The 19,607-nt window shown below is 66.7% G+C and carries 26 protein-coding genes; 12 read left to right on the top strand and 14 right to left on the bottom strand.

From position 1 onward, the window contains the following. Positions 1-86: 86 nt before the first annotated feature. From lptB to GGR48_RS00455, 3 genes are all read left to right on the top strand, one after another. On the top strand, positions 87-881 hold the full coding sequence (gene lptB, locus GGR48_RS00465; protein ID WP_409789791.1) for an LPS export ABC transporter ATP-binding protein: 795 nt from the start codon (positions 87-89) through the stop codon (positions 879-881). A 210-nt stretch (positions 882-1,091) separates the two neighbouring features. Beyond that, positions 1,092-2,576: an RNA polymerase factor sigma-54 gene (gene rpoN / locus GGR48_RS00460; protein WP_183949762.1), complete on the top strand. Its 1,485-nt coding sequence runs from the start codon at positions 1,092-1,094 to the stop codon at positions 2,574-2,576. A 72-nt stretch (positions 2,577-2,648) separates the two neighbouring features. Further along, positions 2,649-3,053 (top strand): hypothetical protein, encoded by a 405-nt coding sequence (locus GGR48_RS00455; RefSeq protein ID WP_183949760.1) that lies wholly within the window; start codon positions 2,649-2,651, stop codon positions 3,051-3,053. A 137-nt stretch (positions 3,054-3,190) separates the two neighbouring features. Here the strand turns inward: GGR48_RS00455 and GGR48_RS17875 are convergent, their stop codons facing one another. Further along, positions 3,191-3,442: a hypothetical protein gene (locus GGR48_RS17875; RefSeq protein WP_221211328.1), complete on the bottom strand. Its 252-nt coding sequence runs from the start codon at positions 3,440-3,442 to the stop codon at positions 3,191-3,193. Between the two features lie 198 nt (positions 3,443-3,640). Between GGR48_RS17875 and GGR48_RS00450 the strand changes: the two genes are divergently transcribed. The 3 genes from GGR48_RS00450 (at position 3,641) to GGR48_RS00440 (ending at position 5,000) form a co-directional block, all read left to right on the top strand. Beyond that, on the top strand, positions 3,641-4,129 hold the full coding sequence (locus GGR48_RS00450) for a Ros/MucR family transcriptional regulator (protein WP_183949758.1): 489 nt from the start codon (positions 3,641-3,643) through the stop codon (positions 4,127-4,129). A gap of 389 nt (positions 4,130-4,518) precedes the next feature. Beyond that, positions 4,519-4,731 carry a cold-shock protein gene (locus tag GGR48_RS00445; protein ID WP_183949756.1) on the top strand — a complete coding sequence of 71 codons (213 nt, stop codon included), beginning with the start codon at positions 4,519-4,521 and terminating at the stop codon, positions 4,729-4,731. A gap of 62 nt (positions 4,732-4,793) precedes the next feature. Continuing rightward, a complete protein-coding gene (locus GGR48_RS00440; RefSeq protein ID WP_183949754.1) occupies positions 4,794-5,000 on the top strand; it encodes a hypothetical protein in 207 nt (68 codons plus the stop codon). A gap of 41 nt (positions 5,001-5,041) precedes the next feature. On the opposite strand, the gene GGR48_RS00435 is transcribed toward GGR48_RS00440, so the two are convergent. The 13 genes from GGR48_RS00435 to GGR48_RS00375 all read right to left on the bottom strand — a co-directional run bounded on the left by GGR48_RS00435 (position 5,042) and on the right by GGR48_RS00375 (position 15,659). After that, a complete protein-coding gene (locus GGR48_RS00435; RefSeq protein ID WP_183949752.1) occupies positions 5,042-5,932 on the bottom strand; it encodes a flagellar motor protein MotB in 891 nt (296 codons plus the stop codon). 3 nt (positions 5,933-5,935) lie between these two features. Beyond that, entirely contained in the window at positions 5,936-6,799 is an 864-nt protein-coding gene (gene motA / locus GGR48_RS00430) for a flagellar motor stator protein MotA (RefSeq protein WP_183949750.1), read from the bottom strand. Between the two features lie 92 nt (positions 6,800-6,891). Then, complete coding sequence (locus GGR48_RS00425; RefSeq protein WP_183949748.1) at positions 6,892-7,785, bottom strand: flagellin N-terminal helical domain-containing protein; 894 nt, start codon at positions 7,783-7,785, stop codon at positions 6,892-6,894. A gap of 5 nt (positions 7,786-7,790) precedes the next feature. Next, positions 7,791-9,134: a flagellar hook-associated protein FlgK gene (gene flgK, locus GGR48_RS00420; RefSeq protein WP_183949746.1), complete on the bottom strand. Its 1,344-nt coding sequence runs from the start codon at positions 9,132-9,134 to the stop codon at positions 7,791-7,793. A gap of 14 nt (positions 9,135-9,148) precedes the next feature. Further along, entirely contained in the window at positions 9,149-9,478 is a 330-nt protein-coding gene (locus GGR48_RS00415) for a rod-binding protein (protein WP_183949745.1), read from the bottom strand. After that, entirely contained in the window at positions 9,475-10,572 is a 1,098-nt protein-coding gene (locus tag GGR48_RS00410) for a flagellar basal body P-ring protein FlgI (protein ID WP_183949744.1), read from the bottom strand. The genes GGR48_RS00415 and GGR48_RS00410 overlap by 4 nt, the downstream gene beginning before the upstream one ends. A gap of 11 nt (positions 10,573-10,583) precedes the next feature. Beyond that, positions 10,584-11,279, bottom strand: a complete 696-nt coding sequence (locus GGR48_RS00405; RefSeq protein ID WP_183950580.1) for a flagellar basal body L-ring protein FlgH — start codon at positions 11,277-11,279, stop codon at positions 10,584-10,586. Positions 11,280-11,287: 8 nt separating this feature from the next. Then, the gene (flgG, locus tag GGR48_RS00400) at positions 11,288-12,076 is read right to left on the bottom strand and encodes a flagellar basal-body rod protein FlgG (protein WP_007406187.1); all 789 of its coding nucleotides are present in this window, start codon (positions 12,074-12,076) and stop codon (positions 11,288-11,290) included. A gap of 13 nt (positions 12,077-12,089) precedes the next feature. Beyond that, positions 12,090-12,845 (bottom strand): flagellar basal body rod protein FlgF, encoded by a 756-nt coding sequence (locus GGR48_RS00395; RefSeq protein ID WP_183949742.1) that lies wholly within the window; start codon positions 12,843-12,845, stop codon positions 12,090-12,092. A gap of 29 nt (positions 12,846-12,874) precedes the next feature. Beyond that, positions 12,875-14,164: a flagellar hook protein FlgE gene (locus GGR48_RS00390; RefSeq protein ID WP_183949740.1), complete on the bottom strand. Its 1,290-nt coding sequence runs from the start codon at positions 14,162-14,164 to the stop codon at positions 12,875-12,877. A 29-nt stretch (positions 14,165-14,193) separates the two neighbouring features. Further along, positions 14,194-14,892, bottom strand: coding sequence for a flagellar hook assembly protein FlgD (locus tag GGR48_RS00385; protein ID WP_183949738.1), 699 nt, complete (start codon positions 14,890-14,892; stop codon positions 14,194-14,196). Between the two features lie 2 nt (positions 14,893-14,894). Beyond that, the gene (gene flgC, locus GGR48_RS00380) at positions 14,895-15,305 is read right to left on the bottom strand and encodes a flagellar basal body rod protein FlgC (RefSeq protein WP_183949737.1); all 411 of its coding nucleotides are present in this window, start codon (positions 15,303-15,305) and stop codon (positions 14,895-14,897) included. Positions 15,306-15,308: 3 nt separating this feature from the next. Beyond that, positions 15,309-15,659: a flagellar basal body rod protein FlgB gene (locus GGR48_RS00375; RefSeq protein ID WP_183949736.1), complete on the bottom strand. Its 351-nt coding sequence runs from the start codon at positions 15,657-15,659 to the stop codon at positions 15,309-15,311. Between the two features lie 403 nt (positions 15,660-16,062). Between GGR48_RS00375 and GGR48_RS00370 the strand changes: the two genes are divergently transcribed. The 6 genes from GGR48_RS00370 to GGR48_RS00345 all read left to right on the top strand — a co-directional run bounded on the left by GGR48_RS00370 (position 16,063) and on the right by GGR48_RS00345 (position 19,605). Continuing rightward, positions 16,063-16,761, top strand: coding sequence for a motility protein A (locus tag GGR48_RS00370; protein ID WP_183949735.1), 699 nt, complete (start codon positions 16,063-16,065; stop codon positions 16,759-16,761). Further along, entirely contained in the window at positions 16,758-17,309 is a 552-nt protein-coding gene (locus GGR48_RS00365) for a hypothetical protein (RefSeq protein WP_221211327.1), read from the top strand. The genes GGR48_RS00370 and GGR48_RS00365 overlap by 4 nt, the downstream gene beginning before the upstream one ends. Continuing rightward, the gene (locus GGR48_RS00360) at positions 17,309-17,806 is read left to right on the top strand and encodes a flagella basal body P-ring formation protein FlgA (RefSeq protein WP_183949734.1); all 498 of its coding nucleotides are present in this window, start codon (positions 17,309-17,311) and stop codon (positions 17,804-17,806) included. The genes GGR48_RS00365 and GGR48_RS00360 overlap by 1 nt, the downstream gene beginning before the upstream one ends. Before the next feature lie 151 nt (positions 17,807-17,957). Continuing rightward, complete coding sequence (flgM, locus tag GGR48_RS00355; RefSeq protein ID WP_420854077.1) at positions 17,958-18,194, top strand: flagellar biosynthesis anti-sigma factor FlgM; 237 nt, start codon at positions 17,958-17,960, stop codon at positions 18,192-18,194. Beyond that, a complete protein-coding gene (locus GGR48_RS00350; protein ID WP_183949732.1) occupies positions 18,191-18,505 on the top strand; it encodes a flagellar protein FlgN in 315 nt (104 codons plus the stop codon). The genes flgM and GGR48_RS00350 overlap by 4 nt, the downstream gene beginning before the upstream one ends. A gap of 221 nt (positions 18,506-18,726) precedes the next feature. Beyond that, positions 18,727-19,605 (top strand): lytic transglycosylase domain-containing protein, encoded by an 879-nt coding sequence (locus GGR48_RS00345; RefSeq protein ID WP_183949730.1) that lies wholly within the window; start codon positions 18,727-18,729, stop codon positions 19,603-19,605. Positions 19,606-19,607: the final 2 nt, after the last annotated feature.

Raw genomic sequence — 19,607 nt, 5'->3', positions numbered from 1 at the left:
CGATGCCGTCCGCGCCGATGACCATTTGCGGTCGGCGCGGGGGCCGCTACAGTCGCCCAGGAAAGGGAAGACACCGGCCGATGGACATGGAAACCCCGACCCGCGAGGGCAGCGATCGCACCGGCGGCGCGCCGCGCCCGGCGGCCGAGCCGCCCGTGTCGCAAGGGCTTCAGGTCGTCTCGATCGCCAAGAGCTATGACAAGCGCGTCGTCCTGACCGACGTGTCGGTGTCGGTCGGGCGCGGCGAGGTGATCGGCCTGCTCGGCCCCAATGGCGCGGGCAAGACGACCTGCTTCTATTCCGTCATGGGGCTGGTGAAGCCCGATTCGGGCCGCATCATGCTGGACGGCGAGGACATCACCGGCCTGCCCATGTATCGCCGCGCGATCCTGGGCCTGGGGTATCTGCCGCAGGAAACCTCGATCTTTCGCGGGCTATCGATCGAGAAGAACATCTCGACCGTGCTCGAACTGGCCGAGCCGGACCCCGCCGAGCGCGCGCGCAAGCTGGACCGACTGCTCGAGGAATTCGGGCTGACGCGGTTGCGCGCCGCGCCCGCCATGGCGCTGTCAGGTGGTGAACGTCGCCGGGCCGAGATCGCGCGCGCGCTGGCCGCCGACCCGTCGATCATGCTGCTCGACGAACCGTTCGCGGGCATCGATCCGATCTCGATCGCCGACATCCGCGATCTGGTGAAGGATCTGAAGAGCCGCGACATCGGCGTCCTCATCACCGATCACAATGTCCGCGAGACGCTCGACATCGTCGACCGCGCCTACATCATCTATGACGGCCGCGTGCTGTTCACCGGATCGCCGGAGGAACTGGTCGCCGACGCCAATGTCCGCCGGCTCTATCTGGGCGAAGGCTTCTCGCTCTGATCTGATGAGAAGCGCCCGTCGATCCGCACCTGTGGGCATGACCGGCGAGGCGGGCGGCGCGGGGCGGATTGGCATCTCCCTCCTTCCTTCCCTCGCAGGGGAGGTGGCAGGCCGCAGGCCTGACGGAGGGGTGTCCCGCCATCGAGAGGGCGACACCCCTCCACCATGCTTCGCATGGTCCCCCTCCCCTTGCAGGGGAGGAAAAAAGCCATGAGCCTGGCGCCGCGCCTCGACATCCGCCAGTCGCAATCGCTGGTGATGACGCCGCAGTTGCAGCAGGCGATCAAGCTGCTGACGCTGTCCAATCTGGAGATCGAGGCGTTCATCGCCGAGGAGGTGGAGAAGAACCCCCTGCTCGACGCGAGTGCAGTGCGTGAGGTGGCGACGCCCGAACGCCCCGAGCGCGAGGCCCCGGCGGGTGCCGACGAACTGGTGAGCGGCACCGCACCGGCCGAGGACCGCGCGCTCGACCTGGACTACGCCACCGAAAGCCATCAGCAGGACAGCATCGCCGATGGTGGCACCGGCCCCGATGGCGGCCTGTCGCTGAACGGCGGGAGTGGCGGCGCCGGCTTGGGGAGCGAGGACGGTCCCGACTGGGACTCGCTGGCCGACGCCGCGCCCAATCTCGCCGAGCATCTGGAGGCGCAGGCGGCGCTCGCCCTGTCGGGCGTCGAGCGGACCATCGCCAGCCATCTGATCGACCAGCTGGACGAGGCGGGCTATCTGACCGCGCCGCTGGGTGAGATCGCGCAGCGTCTGGGCGTCGCGGTGGCGCAGGTCGAGGCGGTGCTGGGCGTCGTCCAGAGCTTCGATCCCACCGGCGTCGGCGCGCGCGATCTGGCCGAATGTCTGGCGCTCCAGGCGCGCGAGGCGGACCGTTACGACCCGTGCATGGCCAGGCTGATCGCCAATCTCGACCTTCTCGCACGCGGCGACCTGGTCCGGCTCAAACGGCTGTGCGGGGTCGATGACGAGGACATGGCGGACATGATCCGCGAGTTGCGCGGCTATGACCCCAAGCCCGGCTGTCGCTATGGCGGCGAGGCCGCGCAGGGCGTGGTGCCCGATCTGTTCGTTACCCGGACGAAGAATGGCTGGGGCATCGAGCTCAACACCGCCACCCTGCCCCGCGTGCTGGTCAACCGCCGCTATTATCAGGAGCTGCGCCACGGCCCGCAGGACAAGGGGTCCAAGGCGTGGCTCGCCGATTGTCTGGCCAGCGCCAACTGGCTGATGAAGGCGCTCGACCAGCGGCAGCGCACGATCATCAAGGTCGCGACCGAAATCGTCAAGCAGCAGGAGGCGTTCTTCCTCCACGGCGTCGCGCATCTGAAGCCGCTGACGCTGGCGCGAGTCGCCGAGGCGATCGGCATGCACGAATCGACCGTCAGCCGGGTGACCAGCAACAAATATCTCAGCTGCGCGCGCGGGCTGTTCGAACTCAAATTCTTCTTCACCAGCGGCATCGCGGCGGCGGATGGCGGCGATGCGGTGTCGGCCGAGGCGGTGAAGAGCGCGATCAAGACGCTGATCGCGAACGAAGGCGCCAAGATCCTGTCCGACGACACGCTGGTCGAACTGCTCCAGGCCAAGGGCTTCGACATCGCGCGGCGGACGGTGGCCAAATATCGCGAGTCGATGGGCATCGGCAGCTCGGTGCAACGCCGCCGCGCCCGCACGCTGAACGGCTGATCCGCTCCGCCCGTTGAATGGGCGCGCAGGTGTATTATATTGCAAATACAGCTTGGCGGGAGTGGCGCGGCGATGGGCAAGAAGAAGCAGAAGAAGAAACAGAAAAAGGCCGAACGGGCCGCCTTCGAACAGGCCGCCGCGGCGCGGGCCGCCGGGGAACAGCCCTCGCCGCTGCACCGGGTGGGGCAGGTCCTGCTGGATCAGGCGCGCAGTCCGATAGGGCGGCAACTGATCGCCACGGGCGTCGTCGCCATGGCGGCCGCCCTGACGCGCGATACGACGCGCGGGGCCACCGATCCGACACCGGCACCAAACGCGAGCGATGCGGCCGCGCCCCCACCGCCCCCGTCGATACCAACTCAGCCTGCACCGACTCCGCCCGCATCAACCCGGCCGGATGTCACCGCGATCGCCGGGCTGGCACTGTCGGCGCTGGAACAGTTCGTCCAGCGCAAGGCGCCGACCGACAAGAGCTGAACGTCGCAAATCCAAGGATGAGGTTGGACGGGGGGAGCGACGGGTCGCTCAACCCCCGGTATCGTCGCGCGGTGCCGGTTTCCCGGCGGCTTCCGCTCCTGCTTATTCGTTATGGTGTGCGCGGCGACATAGTGAGCCTAAGCCGACCGATGCCCGCTGCATAGCCAAAAAAAAGGCTGGTCCGAAGACCAGCCGTGAAAGTTTTTAGGAGAGGATGCCTGAAAGGCCCGTTCCCTTTGCGTCAGCCGCACGATTAACACAACTGCAAGCTCATCAATTTTTCTTGCAAAAAATGCAATCATGCACTTTGCCAGGGATACCTGTGCGCACCGCCATCGTTCCAATTGTCTGCGTTTTCGAAAGGCCTGTAAGGCCTCGATGGCGATCATGCCCCGACATGGGCAAATGCTGATCCGAGGTGGGCTATATTGATCCGTGTAAAAGAATTTCACGCCCTAAAGATCATATCGCTCCTGAAGATAAATATTGCCCGAAATATTACGTTTCAGGAGCAAAAATGACACCGCCGCAGGTTGACGTTGCGGAAATCACGGCTAGTTCACGATCAATTGCAACAGGAGCGTAACATGGCCGACGACCCTATCGATGTGAATGCCGTTGAACTGGCAACCGAACTGACGATCGCGTGGCTGGGTAATCCCAATACCCGCACCTCGGCGGAGGAGGTTCCCGCATTTCTCGGCAAGATGCACGAAACCGTGTCGTCGCTTCTGGGCAGCGCGCCGCAGACGACTGATGTCGAGGCGCCCACCGAATATGTCCCCGCCGTTTCGGCGCGTAAGTCTTTGGCGTCGAAGGATCACATCATTTCGATGATCGACGGCAAGCCGTACAAGACGCTGCGCCGTCACCTGGCCACCCATGGCCTGACGCCGGAGGAATATCGCGAGCGTTACGGCCTGAAGCCGGACTATCCGATGGTTGCCGAGAGCTATTCGGAAAGCCGTCGCGCGATGGCCAAGAAGATCGGCCTGGGCCGCAAGCCCGGCCAGCGCAACGGCACCACCGCCCCGCGCAAGCCCCGCAAGGGCGCCGAGACCGCGACCGAGGAATAATCCCCGGTTCCACCTTGGTGGCGTGAAGATCGCCCGCCGTCCGCTCTTCTCCCGGAGCAGGATGGCGGGCGTTTTTCATGGCACCTGGCGGCGATGGACCTTTTCATCCGCAACCCTCGGGAATTGGCGGATATATTCGCCCGCCGCCTAATATTTTTCCCACCATCGCCACGCGCCCCAAAGTCTTCGAGGCGCCACGCCGCGATTCGCGCCAGGACGATAATAAATGCGCCGCCTGGTTGTAATTATCGCCGGGCACCCGACATGGGTTGCGCTATAGTCGCATATCGACGGTTCTTGGCGCTTTGCGGCCCCCTTTTCCTTCTTTCCCTGCTGTCGAAGCATAAGGATCGACCATGTCTCGGCGGTCCGTTCAGAAGGAAAACAGCATGAGCCAGTCCGGCACCGTCAAATTCTTCAACGCCGACAAGGGCTATGGCTTCATCGCGCCCGATGGCGGCGGCAATGACGCCTTCGTCCATATCTCCGCGGTCGAACGGGCGGGCATGATCTCGCTGAACCAGAACCAGCGGCTGCATTACGAACTGGAGCAGGACCGCCGCGGCAAGACGAGCGCGGTCAATCTTCAGCCGGCCGATTGAGGACGATGCGAGGGAACGAGCTTTTCGCCCCCTTTTTTGTTTCTGCTTGAGGAGATGTTTCGATGCGTGACAGCCAGACCTTCGCCGCCCACGCCGAACGCTGCCACCGCGAGGCCGAGGACAGCCCGCTCGCGCTGGTGCGCGAACGCGCGCGGCGCGCCGAAGCCGCTTGGACCCTATTGGCCGAACGCAGCCTGAAGACCGAGGCGATCCGCGACGCCCGCCAGCAGCGCGAAGCCGCCGCCCTGTTGGTTCAGGACCTGAACTGATCCAGAATTGGAGCCGGGTCCGGGATTACCCGGCCGACCGGTCACTCGCCGAACACGCCCTTGCGATAGAGCAGGGTGATGGCCACGCGCCGGTTGCGCGGATCGGACGGGTTGCTCGCGATCATCGGTTCGCGATCGGCGACGCCCTCGATCCGCTCGAAGCGCGATTCGGGCAGTCCGCCGGCCGCCAGACGCCGCCGGGTCGCCTCGGCACGGCCCGAGGACAGCATCCAGTTGTTCATCGCGCGCGGATCGCCATAGGGCACGCTGTCGGTATGGCCGCGAATCATGATCGTGTTGGGCACATCCGCCACCGTCTTGGCGATGGTGCCGATCAGCTGTGATGCGGCCGGCTCCAGGCTGGTGGTGCCCGTCGCGAACATCGAATAATCGGCATTGTCGACCAGATCGATGCGCAGCCCGTCATCGGTGGGGATGAACCGCACCTGTTGCGCCAACTTGCGGAGCTCGGGCGTGACCTGCATCTTTTTGAGGAGCTCGCGCTTGATCGCGTCGAACGTCTTCTTGTCCTGCACCACGGCATTGGGATTGCGCAGCGAGCCCTTGTCGCCGGTTCCCGCCTTGTCGCCGCCGCCCTCCATCACCTTGGGAATGATGACCTGAAGGCGGCCGCTCGCGGCCTGCTGCTGACGGCCCGCACCGGGTCCGCCGTTCAGAACGCCGCCGCCGATACCCGTCGACTTGGTGTCGAGCAGGGTCGGCGCGAAATAGTCGGCGATGCCCTTGCGCTGCTTCTCGGTCGTTGCGCCGAGCAGCCACAGCAGCAGGAAGAACGCCATCATCGCCGTCACGAAATCGGCATAGGCGACCTTCCACGCGCCGCCATGATGCCCGCCATGACCATCGGCGATGATCTTCTTGACGATGACGATCTTGGGCGGCTCGTTCTTGCCGTGGGGCGCGCGGGCCATGGCTTAGCGGCCCCGCAGTCCGTCGAACACCTCGGCGAAGCCGGGCTGGTCCTTGTGCGCGATGCCCGAGCGCGCGGCTTCGATAACCAGCGGCTGCGGATGGCCGTGGAGCGAGGCGATGATGATCTGCTTGACGACGTGATAGATGGCGGCGTCGGCATCGATCACCTGCTTCAGGCGGCCCGCGAACGGGTTCACGATACCATAGGCCAGAAGCACGCCCATGAAGGTGCCGACCAGCGCCGAGCCGATCATGCCGCCCAGCACGCTCGGTGGCTTGTCGATCGACCCCATGGTCTTCACGATGCCGAGCACCGCCGCGACGATGCCGAGCGCGGGCAGCGAGTCGGCGAGACTCTGCAGCGTGCCCTGCGGCCCTTCGACCTCGTGGTGATGGGTCTTGATCGCGTTGTCCATGACCTCCTCGACCGCGTGCACGTCGAGCGTTCCGGACGACACCACGACCAGGCGCAGCGTGTCGGCGATCAGGTTGACGAGCGTATGGTCGGCGACGAGCCGCGGATATTCGGCGAAGACCGAGGAGGACTTGGGGTCCTCGACATGCGGCTCCAGCGCGATCGGACCTTCGGTGCGCAGCATCTTCATCAGCTTGGAGACAAGGAAGATGACGTCGAGATAGTCCTGCTTCTTGTACTTGGGCCCCTTGAAGATCTTGCCCATCGCGCCGCCCAGCGCCTTCAGCTCCTTGCCGGAATTGCCGATGACGAGCGCACCGACGGCCGCGCCGCCGATGATGAGCATTTCGTGCGGGATCGCCTCGAACACGGGTCCCAGCTTGCCGCCGGTAATGGCGAAGCCGCCGAAGACCATGCCGAGCAGGATGACCAGGCCGATGGCAGGAAACATGGTGGAATGATTCTCCAGAGAACCGACATGTCGGCGGTCCGATCTCCGGACTAGCGCCGTAACCTCAAGATAGAGTTACCGAACCCCTTCGATCACTTCAGATAATCGAAGAGCGACAGGCTCGTTAATTTGGTGAAGCTGGCCTGGGTGGCCTGCAACACCGTCATCGTCTGTTGCAGCTTGGTGATCGATTCGGTCGGATCGGCGTCCTCGACGGTCGAGCGCAGCGTGGCGCGATCGGTCGCGGCCTGTTCCTGCAACCCCTGTTGCAGTTCGACCCGCGCCTCGCGCGCACCGATCGAGGCCTGGACGCTGGCGATATTGTCGTTGGCGGCGGACAGCTTGTCCATCGAGTCGCGGATCGTCCCGGCGACATCGCCAGTGTTGGTCTGCAACGCGGTGACCAGCCTGTTCAGTACGTTCAGCGTGTCGCTGTCGCCGGCCTTGAACACCCGCTCGGCGCCGACCGAAACCTCGATCGACTGGCCATCGGCGATCGGAATCTCCGACACATCAGCCTGGGTATAGGTGTACGCGCCACCGCTCAGCCGGACCGCGTCGGTGCCCGCCGCCGCGCCGAACAGCGGCAGGCCGCGTGCGTCCTTGGAATTGGCGAGGCCGACCAGCGCGTCGCGGATCGAGGCGATCTGATCGCCGACGCTGGCGCGGTTGGCGACCGACAGCGTGCCGTTGGCCGCCTGCGTCGCCAATTCCAGCGCCTTTTGCACCTGGTTGCCGATCTGGCCCAGCGTGGTGTCGGCCTGCTGCAACAGCGATCCGGCGAGCGTCAGATTGGTCTTGTAGACGGCATCGTCGGCGTCGCGGCGGTCGAACTCGGCGACCTGCGCGGCGGCGGCGGCGTTGTCGGACGGGTTTTGCAGCTTCTTGCCCGTCGAGATCTCCAGCATGGCCGCATTGGCCTTGCCGGTCAGCGCGGTCATCCGCCGCGATGCCATGTCATAGAAGACGTTGGTGGAAATCTGCATGACCGTTACCGGATCTCGAGGATCGACTGGAAGGTTTCGCGCGCCATCTGGATGACCCGGCTGGAGGCCGAATAGGCCTGCTGGAAGCGCATCAGCGTGACCGCCTCCGAATCGAGCGTCACGCCCGAGGCGCCCGACAGCGTCGCCTTGGCGCCGTCGCTGATCGCGGTCTGCGCCTCGGCGACGGTCTGGCGCTGCTTGAGCGTGGTGGCGTTGTCGGTGACGATCTGGGTCAGCCGCCCTTCGAACTTGCCGGTGCCGCGCAGCGTTTGCAGATCGTACAGATTGTCGGCGTTGCGCGACCCCTGATTGTCCTTCGCCGCCGCGATCATCGATCCTTCAGTGAAGTTCAGACCCATCACCGCGCTGTTGTCGGCCAGGGTGAACATCGGCTTGCCCTGCGCACCGGTCAGGTCCTGGCCGTTGACCTGAAGGTCGTTGACCGTCTTCACGAAATCCTTGGCGACCTGGTTGAAGGCCGCCCGCGTGGCGTTGATCCGCTCCGCGCCGTCGAGCGCACCGGCGAGCGCGCCACCGGTGGGGATGAAGTCGTGGCTTTCGCCCTGCAGCGAGACGGTGAAGCCGACGCTGCGATCGGGGCGACGCTGATAGCTGACCGAGCCGACCATGTCGGTCGAGGCCAGCACCGGACCGGCCCGGTCGCCGAGTCGCACCGTCGCGCGGCCCAACTGGTCGGTCGTGCTGGTGATGTCGGACAGCGCGCTCATCTGCGCCAGGATCTGGTCGCGCTGATCGGTCAGCTGCGCGGCGGCGGCGGTGCCCGGCTGGGTCCGGCCCAGCCCGTCATTGACCCGCACCAGCGAGGTGGCGAGTGAGGACAGGTCGTGCGCGGCCTGGCGCGCCTGACCGTCGAAATCGGCGTTGATCTGCTCGAAGGCCGAGTCGGTCGCGGTGAAGGCGGTCGCGGTCGACTTGGCGGTTTCCAGCATCGTCGAGCGCAACGCGCCCGAGGTCGGCTCGGCCGCCAGCGTGCGCGCGGCGGTGAAGAAGGCGGTGAGCCGGGTCTGGACCTGATCGCCCGTCATCGCACCCTCGATCCGGGTCAGCCAGGTGGCCCCCGTCTGGGTGCGCGACAGGTCGGCGGTGGCGGCGCGCACGGCGGCGCTGGCATAGACGTCGGTGGCCCGCGCGATGCCCTCGACCATCACGCCCGAGCCGGCCGAGACCTTGTTGGCGGCAAGGCCTGCGGCGGGCGCGACCTCGCGCATGGTGACCGTGCGACGCGAATAGCCGTCCGTTCCGACATTGGCGATGTTTTCGCCGACGGCGGTAAGCGCGGTCTGATATGCGCGGACGCCCGAAGCGCCGATAGAGAGCAGGTCGCTCATGCGCGTTAACTACGTCAACTCTGGTTAACAGCGGGTTGCGATTTGGCCAGGAATGCGGTCACCGCCTGGCCGATCCCCATCGGGGCATGGGCGGCCATGGTCTGCGCAACCTGTTGATCCCGCATGTCGCGGAACGTGTCGAGCGCCTTCGATTCGAACAGCGAATCGCCCAGCTTGGTCTGGCGCATCGCCTTCAGCATCATGCCGGTGAAGATCGCCTCGAACTGGGTGCCCGCCTTGTCCAGATTGGCGCCGTTCGACAGGCGGCGGGTGTCGGTGGACACCGTGCCGGTGATGCCGGCGGCCGAGGCCGCCGACGGGGTGGATGCGATGCTCTGGGTCACAGGACGATCAACTCCGCCTTGAGCGCGCCGGCTTCCTTCAGCGCTTCGAGAATGGCGACCAGGTCGGACGGCGCGGCACCGATGGCGTTCACCGCCTTGACCACATCGGCCAGCTTGGGGCCGGGGTTCAGCAGGAACATCGGACGACGCTCCTCCTCGACCGCGACACCCGATTTGGGCGTGACGACGGTCTGGCCGCCGCTGAGCGGGGCGGGTTGGCTGACGCGCTGATTCTCGTCGATCTTGACGGTCAGCTTGCCGTGGGTGACGGCCGCCGGGCCGACGCGCACCGCCGAGTTGATGACGACGGTGCCGGTGCGCGCGTTGACGATCACCTTGGCGGGCGGCTCGGCCGAGACGACGTTCAGATTCTCGATCTCGGACATCAGCGTGGCGCGGACATCGGCGCCCATCGGCGCGCGGACTGCGACCGACACGGCGTCCATCGCCTGCGCGATCCCCATGCCCAGGCGCGCATTGATCGCCTGCGCGACATTCTGCGCGGTGGTGAAGTCGGCGCGCGCCAGGTTGAAGGTCAGCGTCGGCGCGGTGTCGAAACCGGTGGCGACCGCGCGTTCGACGGTCGCGCCCTCGGGGATGCGGCCGGCGGAGGGGACGTTGACGACGATCTTCGATCCGTCCGCGCCTTCCGCGCCCAGACCGCCGACCGCCAGATTGCCCTGCGCCATCGCATAGATCTGGCCATCGGCACCCTGAAGCGGGGTCAGGATCAGGCTGCCGCCGCGAAGCGACTTGGCCTTGCCCATCGAGGCGACGGTGATGTCCAGCTTCTGGCCCGGCTTGGCGAAGGGCGGCAGGTCGGCGGTGACCATCACCACCGCCGCGTTCTTCATGCCCGGATTGGCGTTGGGCGGCAGTTGCAGCCCGAAGCGCGACACGACAGCCTTCAGCGACTGGACGGTATATTCCAGATTGTCGTCGCCCGTGCCCGGCAGACCGACGACGATGCCGTAACCAGTCAGCTGGTTGGAGCGGATGCCCTGGAACCCGCCCAGATCCTTGATCCGGTCGGCCGAGGCCGGCGCGGCGATCGCGAAGGTGGCGAGCATGGCGAGAAGGAAGCGGAGGATCATGGTCAAATGCCTCAGAACGGGCTGACGGCCTGGAAGAAACGGCTCAGCCAGCCCTGGCGGCTGGCGCGGGCGACATCGCCCTTGCCGGTATAGGCGATCTGCGCATCGGCGACGCGGGTCGAGGGGACGCGGTTGTCGATGCCGATGTCGGCCATGCGCACCAGCCCCTTGATCTGGATGAACTCGTCCCCGCGATTGAGCGTCACGCGCTTCTGCCCCTGGACCAGCATGGTGCCGTTGGCGAACACCTGCGCCACGGTCACGCTGATCTCGCCCGACAGCGAGTTGGACTGGTCGGCCGCGCCCGAGCCGTTGAAGTTGCGGCTGCCGCCCATGCCGATGTCGGTGGACTTCAGCAGCGAGCCGAGCGGGCCTGTGGTCGGCGGATTGATGCCCAGATCGCCCTTCGAGCCCAGCTTGGAATTGGCCGACTTGGACGCCGCCGTCCGCTCGACAAGGACGATGGTCAGCGGATCGCCGACCCGGCGCGCGCGCCAGCCTTCGTAGAGCGCGGCATAGCCGTCCGCCGCCTGGAAGATCGAGCCGTTGGCGGGCGCGACCGGCTGGGCCGCGACGGGCAGCGGCCGGGTGGTAGAGAAATCCTCGGGCGGGGCCTTCTTGCCGAACAGGCTGGCCTGCGCCGGCGCGGTCGCCGAGGCGGCGAGCACCAGGACCAGACCGCCACGCAGCAAAGCGGAGAAGCGCATCGTCCGGCTCACAGATTCTGGTTCGCGTATTGGAGCATCTCGTCGGTCGACTTGATCATCTTCGAGTTGACCTCATAGGCGCGCTGCGTCTCGATCATGTCGACCAGTTCCTCAACGACATTGACGTTCGAGCCTTCGAGCATGCCCTGACGGATCTGGCCGCGCCCTTCCAGGCCGGCGACACCCATGTTCACCGCGCCCGAGGCGGCGGTTTCGGTCAGGTAATTGTCGCCCTTGGACTGGAGGCCCGCCGGGTTGGGGAAGGTCGCGATCTGGATCTGGCCAATCTCGGCCGGCGCGGTCTGGCCCTGGATGGTGGCCGACACGGTGCCGTCGGTGCCGATGGTGATCTGGGTCGCGCCCTCTGGCACGGTGATGCCCGGCATCACCTGATAACCCTCGGAGGTGACCAGCAGCCCCTCGGCCGAGCGCGAGAAATTGCCCGCGCGGGTATAACCCAGCGTACCGCCCGGCATCTGCACCTGGAAAAAGCCTTCGCCGTCCAGCGCCATGTCGAGGCTGTTGTTGGTCGTCTGCATCGCACCTTGCGTGTTGATACGCGCGGTGCCCTGGATGCGCACGCCGGTGCCCAGGTTCAGGCCGGTCGCGTACTTGCTCTCGGTCGAGCTGGCGGCGCCCGGCGCGGTGATCGTCTGATAGGCCAGCGTCTCGAACGCAGCGCGATCGCGCTTGAACCCGGTTGTGTTGACGTTGGCCAGGTTGTTCGAGATGACCCGCATGCGCATGTCCTGGGCGTCGAGCCCGGTGCGTGCGATGTGCATGGCGGCGGAAGACATGGTCTCTTAATCCTCAGCTCGGCAGCCGCATCAGGGATGCGCTGCTCTCGTCCAGTGACTTGGCCTCTTTCATGAGGTTGGCCTGCACCTCGTAGCTGCGCTGGTTCTCGATCATGTCGACCAGCGTCTGCGCCATGTTGACGTTCGATCCCTCGAGCGCGCCCGACTGGACGGTGGCGTCCATGTCCTGGGGTAGCGCGCCGCCGCCCTTGACGCGCAGCAGGTTGTCGAGGCCCTTGACCGTCTGCGACACGCGCGCATCGGCCAGCTTCATGCGGTCGATCACCTGCGCCTGGGTATCGGGGCCGGCGCCCAGCGGAATGATCGACACGGTGCCGTCGGGCGAGACCGACAGCGAGTTATAGGGGGGCACGGTGATCGGGCCGTTCTGGCCGATCACCGGGTAGCCGTCGCCGGTCTGCAACACGCCCGAGGCGGTGACCTCCAGGTCGCCGCGCCGCGTATAGGCCTCCGACCCGTCGGGCGACTGCACCGCCAGCCAGGCGCTGGACGTCGCGATCGCCACGTCCAGCGGGTTGCCGGTATGCTGCACCGTGCCCGGCGCGCGGTCGGCGTCGGTCACTTCCTCGGCGGTGGGCATCCGCGCCTCGAACGCCGCGCCGCCGCCCTTCAGGTCGATGCGGTCGAACACGACGCGGTCGGCACGGAACCCGATGGTCGAGACATTGGCCATGTTGTTGGCGATCGCCGACTGCGCCGCCATGTGCGAACGCATCCCCGTCGCCGCCGTATAGACCAGCTTGTCCATCGTTGCCCCCTGTTACCCGAACCGTGCGCTTAGCTGCGGATGTTGAAGATGGTCTGCGAGATCTGGCTCGAGGTATCGAGCGCCTTGGCGTTCGCCTGGAAATTGCGCTGCGCCGCGATCAGGTTGACCAGCTCTTCGGTGATGTCGACGTTCGACCCCTCGATGGTGCTCGACCGGATCGCGCCGTACGCGCCCTCGTTGGCGGTGCCGAACTTGGCCGCGCCCGACATGCCGGTCGCTTCCCAATAGCTGTTCCCCTCCTGGCGCAGGCCCGGCATGTTGACGAAGGTCGCCACCGCCACCTTGCCGAGTGCGGCGGTCTCGCCGTTCGAGAAGGACGCGGTGATCAGCCCGTCCTCGCCGACCGACACGCCCGACAACAGGCCGACCGCCTTGCCGTCCTGGGTGCGCGAGTTGACCGAGAAGATCGAACCCGACTGCGACGAACCGCGATAGTCCATGGTCAGCGGCTGCGAGATGACCGAGGTCCGCGGCGTGAAGTTGTCGAAGGTGACGGCGCCGGTCGGGAAGGTCATGTTGCCGCCCGCATTGAACGTCATCGGCAACGGATCGGACGAACCGCCGCGCGTCAGGCGCTGGTCGCCGACATAGCTGTACACCAGCCACTCGCTGCTGCCGTCCGCCGGCTGGATCGCATTGCCCTCGGAATCGACCGGCAGCGGCTTGCGGACATAATAGTTGGTCAGCGTCATGGCGTTGCCCGACGTGTCGAAGATCTTGGTCTGGGTCGTATTGTTGTACGTGCCCATGTTGGTGCGATCGAACGCCCCGGTCGGCGCGGTGGCGGTGCTCGACAGGTTGATGTCCAGCGTCACCTTCTTGGTCGCGACCGGCGTGCCGCTGGTCGGCGGCAGCTGCAGGCTGGTCAGGCCGTCATTGCCGAACGAGGTGACGTTGCCGTCCTTGTCGACCGGGAACACCTGAAGCCGGTTGCCCTGCGTGTCGGTGACATAGTTGTTGGTGTCGACCTGGAACGCGCCGTTGCGGGTGTAGTTCAGCGTGCCGGTCGTGCCCCCCGCCTGCACCGTGAAGAAGCCGTCGCCCGAGATGGCGAGGTCGAGCGCGTTGGAGGTGCTGGTGTAATTGCCCTCCTTGAACTCCTGCCGGTTGGCCTTGACCACCGTGCCCGAGCCGACCTGCTTGAACGGATCGGTCGAGAAGTTCGCCGCCATCACGTCGGCGAATTCGGCGCGGCTCTTCTTGAAGCCGTTGGTGCCGACATTCGCGAGGTTGTGCGAGATGACCGACATGTCGGTCTGCGAGGCCTGGAGGCCGCTGAGCGAGGTGTAGAAGGACATGGGCTATCTTCCTGGTGCGTAAAGGGGGATCAGCCGACCGAGCGGACGGCGGAAAGCTTGACCTGGCCGAGGCCGGCGACGGAGAGGACGGGGGTGCCGTTCGACGGCATCGACACCGACTGGACCGGCGCCCAGACGAGCGAGCGGGCGTTGACGACGTTGCTGCCGTCGAGCGCGCCGACCGAGATGGTGAAGGGGCCCGAGCCGGCGTCCTTGCCGTCCTCGGTCTTGCCGTCCCAGTCATAGCTGGCGGTGCCGGCCTTCTGCATGCCGAGCGGCAGCGTCCTGAGCACCGTGCCGTGCGCATCCGAAATCGTGACCGAGACGTCGGTGGCGGCATTGTCGAGTTCGACCTGCCCCGCCAGCCCGCCGCTGGTGCGGCCATAGGCGGTGGTGCCCTCGGTCAGCACGGTCTTGCCGACATAGTTCATCGCGTCCGCCGGGGTCGTCGCGTTCAGCTTGGTCGCAATCGAGGCGAGCGTCGTGTTCATCTCGGAGATGCCGGCGACGCTGGAGAACTGCGCCATCTGGGCGACCATCTGGGTATTGTCCATCGGCGCGAACGGGTCCTGGTTCTTCAGCTGCGCGGTCAGCAGCTTGAGGAAGGCGGACTGGTCGAGCGTGGTCGACTTCTTGGCCGAGGTCGCGGCGGCGGCGTTGTTGGCGGTCGAGCCGGCACGCGCGATGCCCAGGCTGTCCAGCGTCGAATTCATCGCGGTGGAGGTCATGATCAGCGGCCCAGCTTGAGGGTGTCGAGGATCAGCGACTTGGCGGTCTGCATCACTTCGACATTGTTCTGATAGGTGCGCGCGGTCTCCATCATGTCGACCAGCTCGCGGGTTTCATCGACCGCCGCCTCGAAGACGTTGCCGTCCTTGTCGGCCATCGGATTGTTGGGGTCGTGGCGCTTGGTGGGGTCCTCGCCCGCAGTCACGATCTTTTCGACATCGACGGTCGACAGGCCGGTCGCGGCGTCGAAGCTGGTGCGGAACACCGGCTTCATCGTCTTGTACGCGGTGTCGGCGGTGCCCGCGATGCCACCGGCATTGGCCAGGTTCGACGCGGTCGTGTTCATGCGGATGAGCTGCGCCGACATGGCGCGCCCCGAAACCTGGAAGATGGAAAGCGGTCCGTTCGGCATCGCTTATTCGCCCTTCAGCGCACGGGTGATGGTGGAGATGCGCCCGTTCAGGAACGACAGCGTCGTCTGATACTGGACGGCGTTCTCGGCGAAGGCGGTCTGCTCCTCGGCCAGCTCCACGGTGTTGCCGTCGAGCGAGGTCTGGAGCGGGATGCGGTACTTCATCGCCTTGGCGATGCCCTGGTCCTGCTGCCCGCCCTCGACGGCGGCGAGCGCCGCCTTGAAGTCGATGTCGCGCGCCTTGAAGCCCGGCGTGGAAGCGTTGGCGATGTTGGACGCCAGCACGCCCATGCGCTGCCCCCGGACTTCGAGCGCGGCGCCGTGAATTCCGAACAATGTTTCTGCGGCCATCATCAACCTCCTTTCCCCCGCCGATCCCCGAGCGGATCATCGCGTCACCGGGGTCTCGCAACCTCCGTGCCAATTGCGGAATTTGCGGAATTTGGGCGGGGAGCCGGGATCGGCAGCCGGCAAGCGGCAAGGCATTGCCGGATCTTGCCGGCCGGCGGCAACGAAGCGGCAGAGTCCGCCCGGATGACGGCGTCTCGCATTCCTCCCCTGCAAGGGGAGGTGGTAGGCCGAAGGCCTGACGGAGGGGTGTCGCCCTTGGTAAGGTTGGACTCTCCTCTCAAGCGGCGACACCCCTCCACCATGCTAGGCATGGTCCCCCTCCCCTTGCAGGGGAGGAATTTGGCCACGGCAACAGACGGCCCGGCCCGACAAACGCACTTGGCCCGCCCCTTGCAGGGTCACGCGCATGATCGCTTTGCCACCGCTTCACCAGTTCCTTGATCCGGCCGCGCTTGCCATCGTGCTGGGCGGGACCCTGATCGCCACCCTGCTGCGCACGCCGTGGCGCGATGCGCGCCGCGCGATGCGGGCGTTGATGGTGCTGTTGCGACGCCCCTTCTCGGCCGATCCGCTGATTGAGCAGATCGCGCATCTGTCGCGCATCGCCAAGCGCCACGGCGTACTGACGCTCGACCGCTCGGTCGTCACCGATCCCGATCTGGCCGAGGCGATCGCCGCGATCGTCGATGGCGAGGGCGCGGAATCGGTCACCAGCAAGCTGGCCATGGCGCGTCAGGGCCGGATCGAGCGCCATGTCGCGGTCGCCGATGTCTGGGCGGGGGCCGCCGAGGCCGCGCCCGCCATGGGCATGGTCGGCACGTTGATCGGCTTGGCCGCGATGTTCGCGACGATGAACGATCCGCAGCGGATCGGCGGCGCGATGGCGATCGCGCTGCTCGCCACCCTCTATGGTGCGCTGTTCGCCAATCTGGTCGCGCAGCCGATCGCCATCCGCCTGCGCCGTGCCGCGCGGATCGAGGCATTCGAGCGCACCCGCCTGGTCGCCCCGCTGGCGCTGCTCGCCGCGCGCGAGGCGCCGCGTCCGACGCGCGCGCCCCTCAGCCCTGGCAAGTCGGGCGGCCCCAATCTGGTCAGCGTCGCATGACGACCGATCCCCCTTTCCCGGAGGCCGCGCCCGCGCGGCCGATCTGGCTCGTGACCCTGGCCGACCTCGCCCTGCTGCTGGTCGGCTTCCTGGTTCTCGTCCAGGCGACGGGGGCGGAGCGACGCCCTGCGCTGCTCAACGGCCTGCGCGCGCAATTCGGGTCGAGCCAGTCGATCGCCGACCAGGCGCTGCGCCTGCCGCCCGAGCCGACGCCCGCCATGCCGGTCGCGGCCGCCTCGCTGCGCTTCGCCCCCGGTTCGGCCATTCCGACCGATCCCGATCCGCTGTTCGTCCCCTGGGCGCAGGAGGCACTCGCCGATCCGCGCGTCCGCCTGTCGGTCGTCGGCGCCACCGATGGCAGCGCCGCCGATGTCGATCCCGCCAGCCGTAGCGCGGTCGTCCTCGCCGCCGATCGCGCGCGCGCGACCGCCGCGCTGATCGGTCCGGCCGCCGCCGACCGCCTGATCCTTTCCACCGCCGCAAAGCCCGGCCAGCGCGTCGCGATGGTCACGCTCGTCTTTGCCGGCGAACCGTCACGGAGACCCTGATGATCCTGTCCCTGTTGCTGGCGGGCGCCGCCAATTTCCAGGATATCGGCGCATTGGACGCAGCCGTCGCCGCCTTTACCGGCCGGCCGATCGGTGTGGAGGGCGGCGCGCGCGCGCCGGTCGACACACGGTTGAAGCTCGCGCAATGCGCCACCGTCTCGCTATCCTGGCGGACCGAGGCGCATGATGCGGTCGTGGTTAATTGCGCCGGGCCGCAATGGCGGATCTTCGTGCCCGTACTCAGCCCGCCCCGCCCGGCCGCCACGCCGCGGGCGATGCCGGCGATCGCGGTGAAGGCCGAACCCGTCATCCGGCGCGGCGATCCGGTCGTGATCGAAGCCGGCTCGGACGGATTTTCCATTACAAGAGAAGGGGTTGCCATGGCGGATGCGGTGCCCGGCGGGCATTTCCCCGTGCGCATCGACGCCGCGCGCCAGCCCGTCCAGGCGGTCGCGCTGGCCAGTGGTCGCGCCACCCTGCCCGGCTGGTCGGAATGATGCGGGTTTTCGCGGGGCAGGTTGTAAATTCCCGCTAAAGATTCCCCGGCCGGGGCCGTTATACCCCATGTCAGCGAAACCAACGGGTGCGGACATGGTCGATGTAACAAGGCTCAGTGCCGGGGAAACGAGGATCGCGCGGATCGCCGGCGTGTCGCGTCCCAGCGCGCTCGCCGCAGACAGCCAGACCGGTTTCACCCCCGCCAAGACGATGGGCGACATGAGCGGCGTGGGCAATCTGGCCCGCACGCTGGCCGCCCAGCCGCCGGTCGACCAGGACCGCGTCGCCGCGATCAAGAAAGCGATCGCCGATGGCAATTTCCCGATCCTGCCGGCGACCATCGCCGACCAGATGATCGCGCTGAAGCTCGACTGGAATGGTAAATGACGCGGCGTGACGCCCTGATCCGGGTCATCGAGGCCCTTCATCGTGAAATCGCGGCGCTGAAGTCGAACGACGTGGCCGCGCTGGAACGTGCCACCACCGAGAAGCTGGCCGCGATCGAGGATGTCGCCTCGCTCGGCACCGGCCCCGCCGGCCCCGAGCTGCGCGAACTGGCCGACGAGGCCAATCGCCTGAACGAGACCTGCCGCATCTACGTCAACCTGATGGCGGCCAATGTGCGGCGCAAGCTGCAGACGCTGACCGGCGATGCCGGCGGTGGCGGCTATCGCCCGATGATGCGCGCCTACGCCTGATTGCCGCCGGCTTTGCCCCCGACTTGCCGTTGCCGGCCGGCAACCGCTTGCCGCTTTGCCGGAAACCCCGACCACCCTGCCCCCAGACCCTTGCCGACCCAAGCCCCGAACGCCGCCGACTCGCGGATTTCCGGGGCTTTTTGATTCCTGAGCCATTGCCGCCGGAGAATTGGCACGGCCCTTGCTGGGTGAAGCCCGAACAAGGGCATTTACCAAACAGCATGACCGTCCAACCCGTCTCTCAATCCCGGATACAGTCGGCGATCGCGCTGGCCTCGAGCCGCACGGGAGTCGATTTCGGCTATCTGCTGGGTCAGGCCAAGCTCGAATCCGGGCTGAACGCCAATGCGCGCGCCGGCACTTCGTCGGCCTCGGGCCTGTATCAGTTCGTCGAGCAGAGCTGGCTCGCCGTGCTCAAGAAGCATGGCGCCGAGCATGGGCTGGGCTGGGCCGCCGACTCGATCGGCCAGTCGGGCGGTCGCTATTATGTCAGCGGCGGCGCCCGCAATGCCGTGATGGGCCTGCGCAACGATCCCACCGCCGCCTCGCTGATGGCCGCCGAGCACGCTTCGGACAACAAGGCCGCGCTGGAATCGACGCTGGGCCGCGAAACGAACGGCACCGACCTGTATATGGCGCATTTCCTGGGCCTGGGCGGCGCGACCAAGTTCCTGTCCAAGCTGGCCTCCAGCCCGCAGACGACGGGCGCCGCGCTGTTCCCCGCCGCCGCGCGCGCCAACCGCTCGGTCTTCTATGCCTCGAACGGCCAGCCGCGCACGGTCGCCGATATCTATGACCGGTTCGCCAACAAGCTGGCCGGCAGCTCGGCCGACAGCGACGCGACCCGCGCCGCCAATATGCAGTTCGCCGCCCAGGCGCTGGCGCTGCAGGGTCAGGGCGACGCGACCGTCGTCACCGGTAACAATGAAAGCGCCAGCGACGCGCTCGCCTGGGCGACCAGCACGATGAACCAGCTGGGCCTGCGCGGCGGCGCGACCGCCAATGCCATGGGCGCCAATGCCACGAGCGACAGCCTGTTGCGGCCGAAGCCCGACCACGCCCGGCTGGCCTATATGATGCTCGCGAGCATGGGGGGCTAAGC

Source organism: Sphingomonas pseudosanguinis, assembly GCF_014196255.1.
Lineage (GTDB): Bacteria > Pseudomonadota > Alphaproteobacteria > Sphingomonadales > Sphingomonadaceae > Sphingomonas > Sphingomonas pseudosanguinis.
Note: the sequence above shows the minus strand (reverse complement) of the source record. Positions and strands in the feature narration are given on the sequence as shown.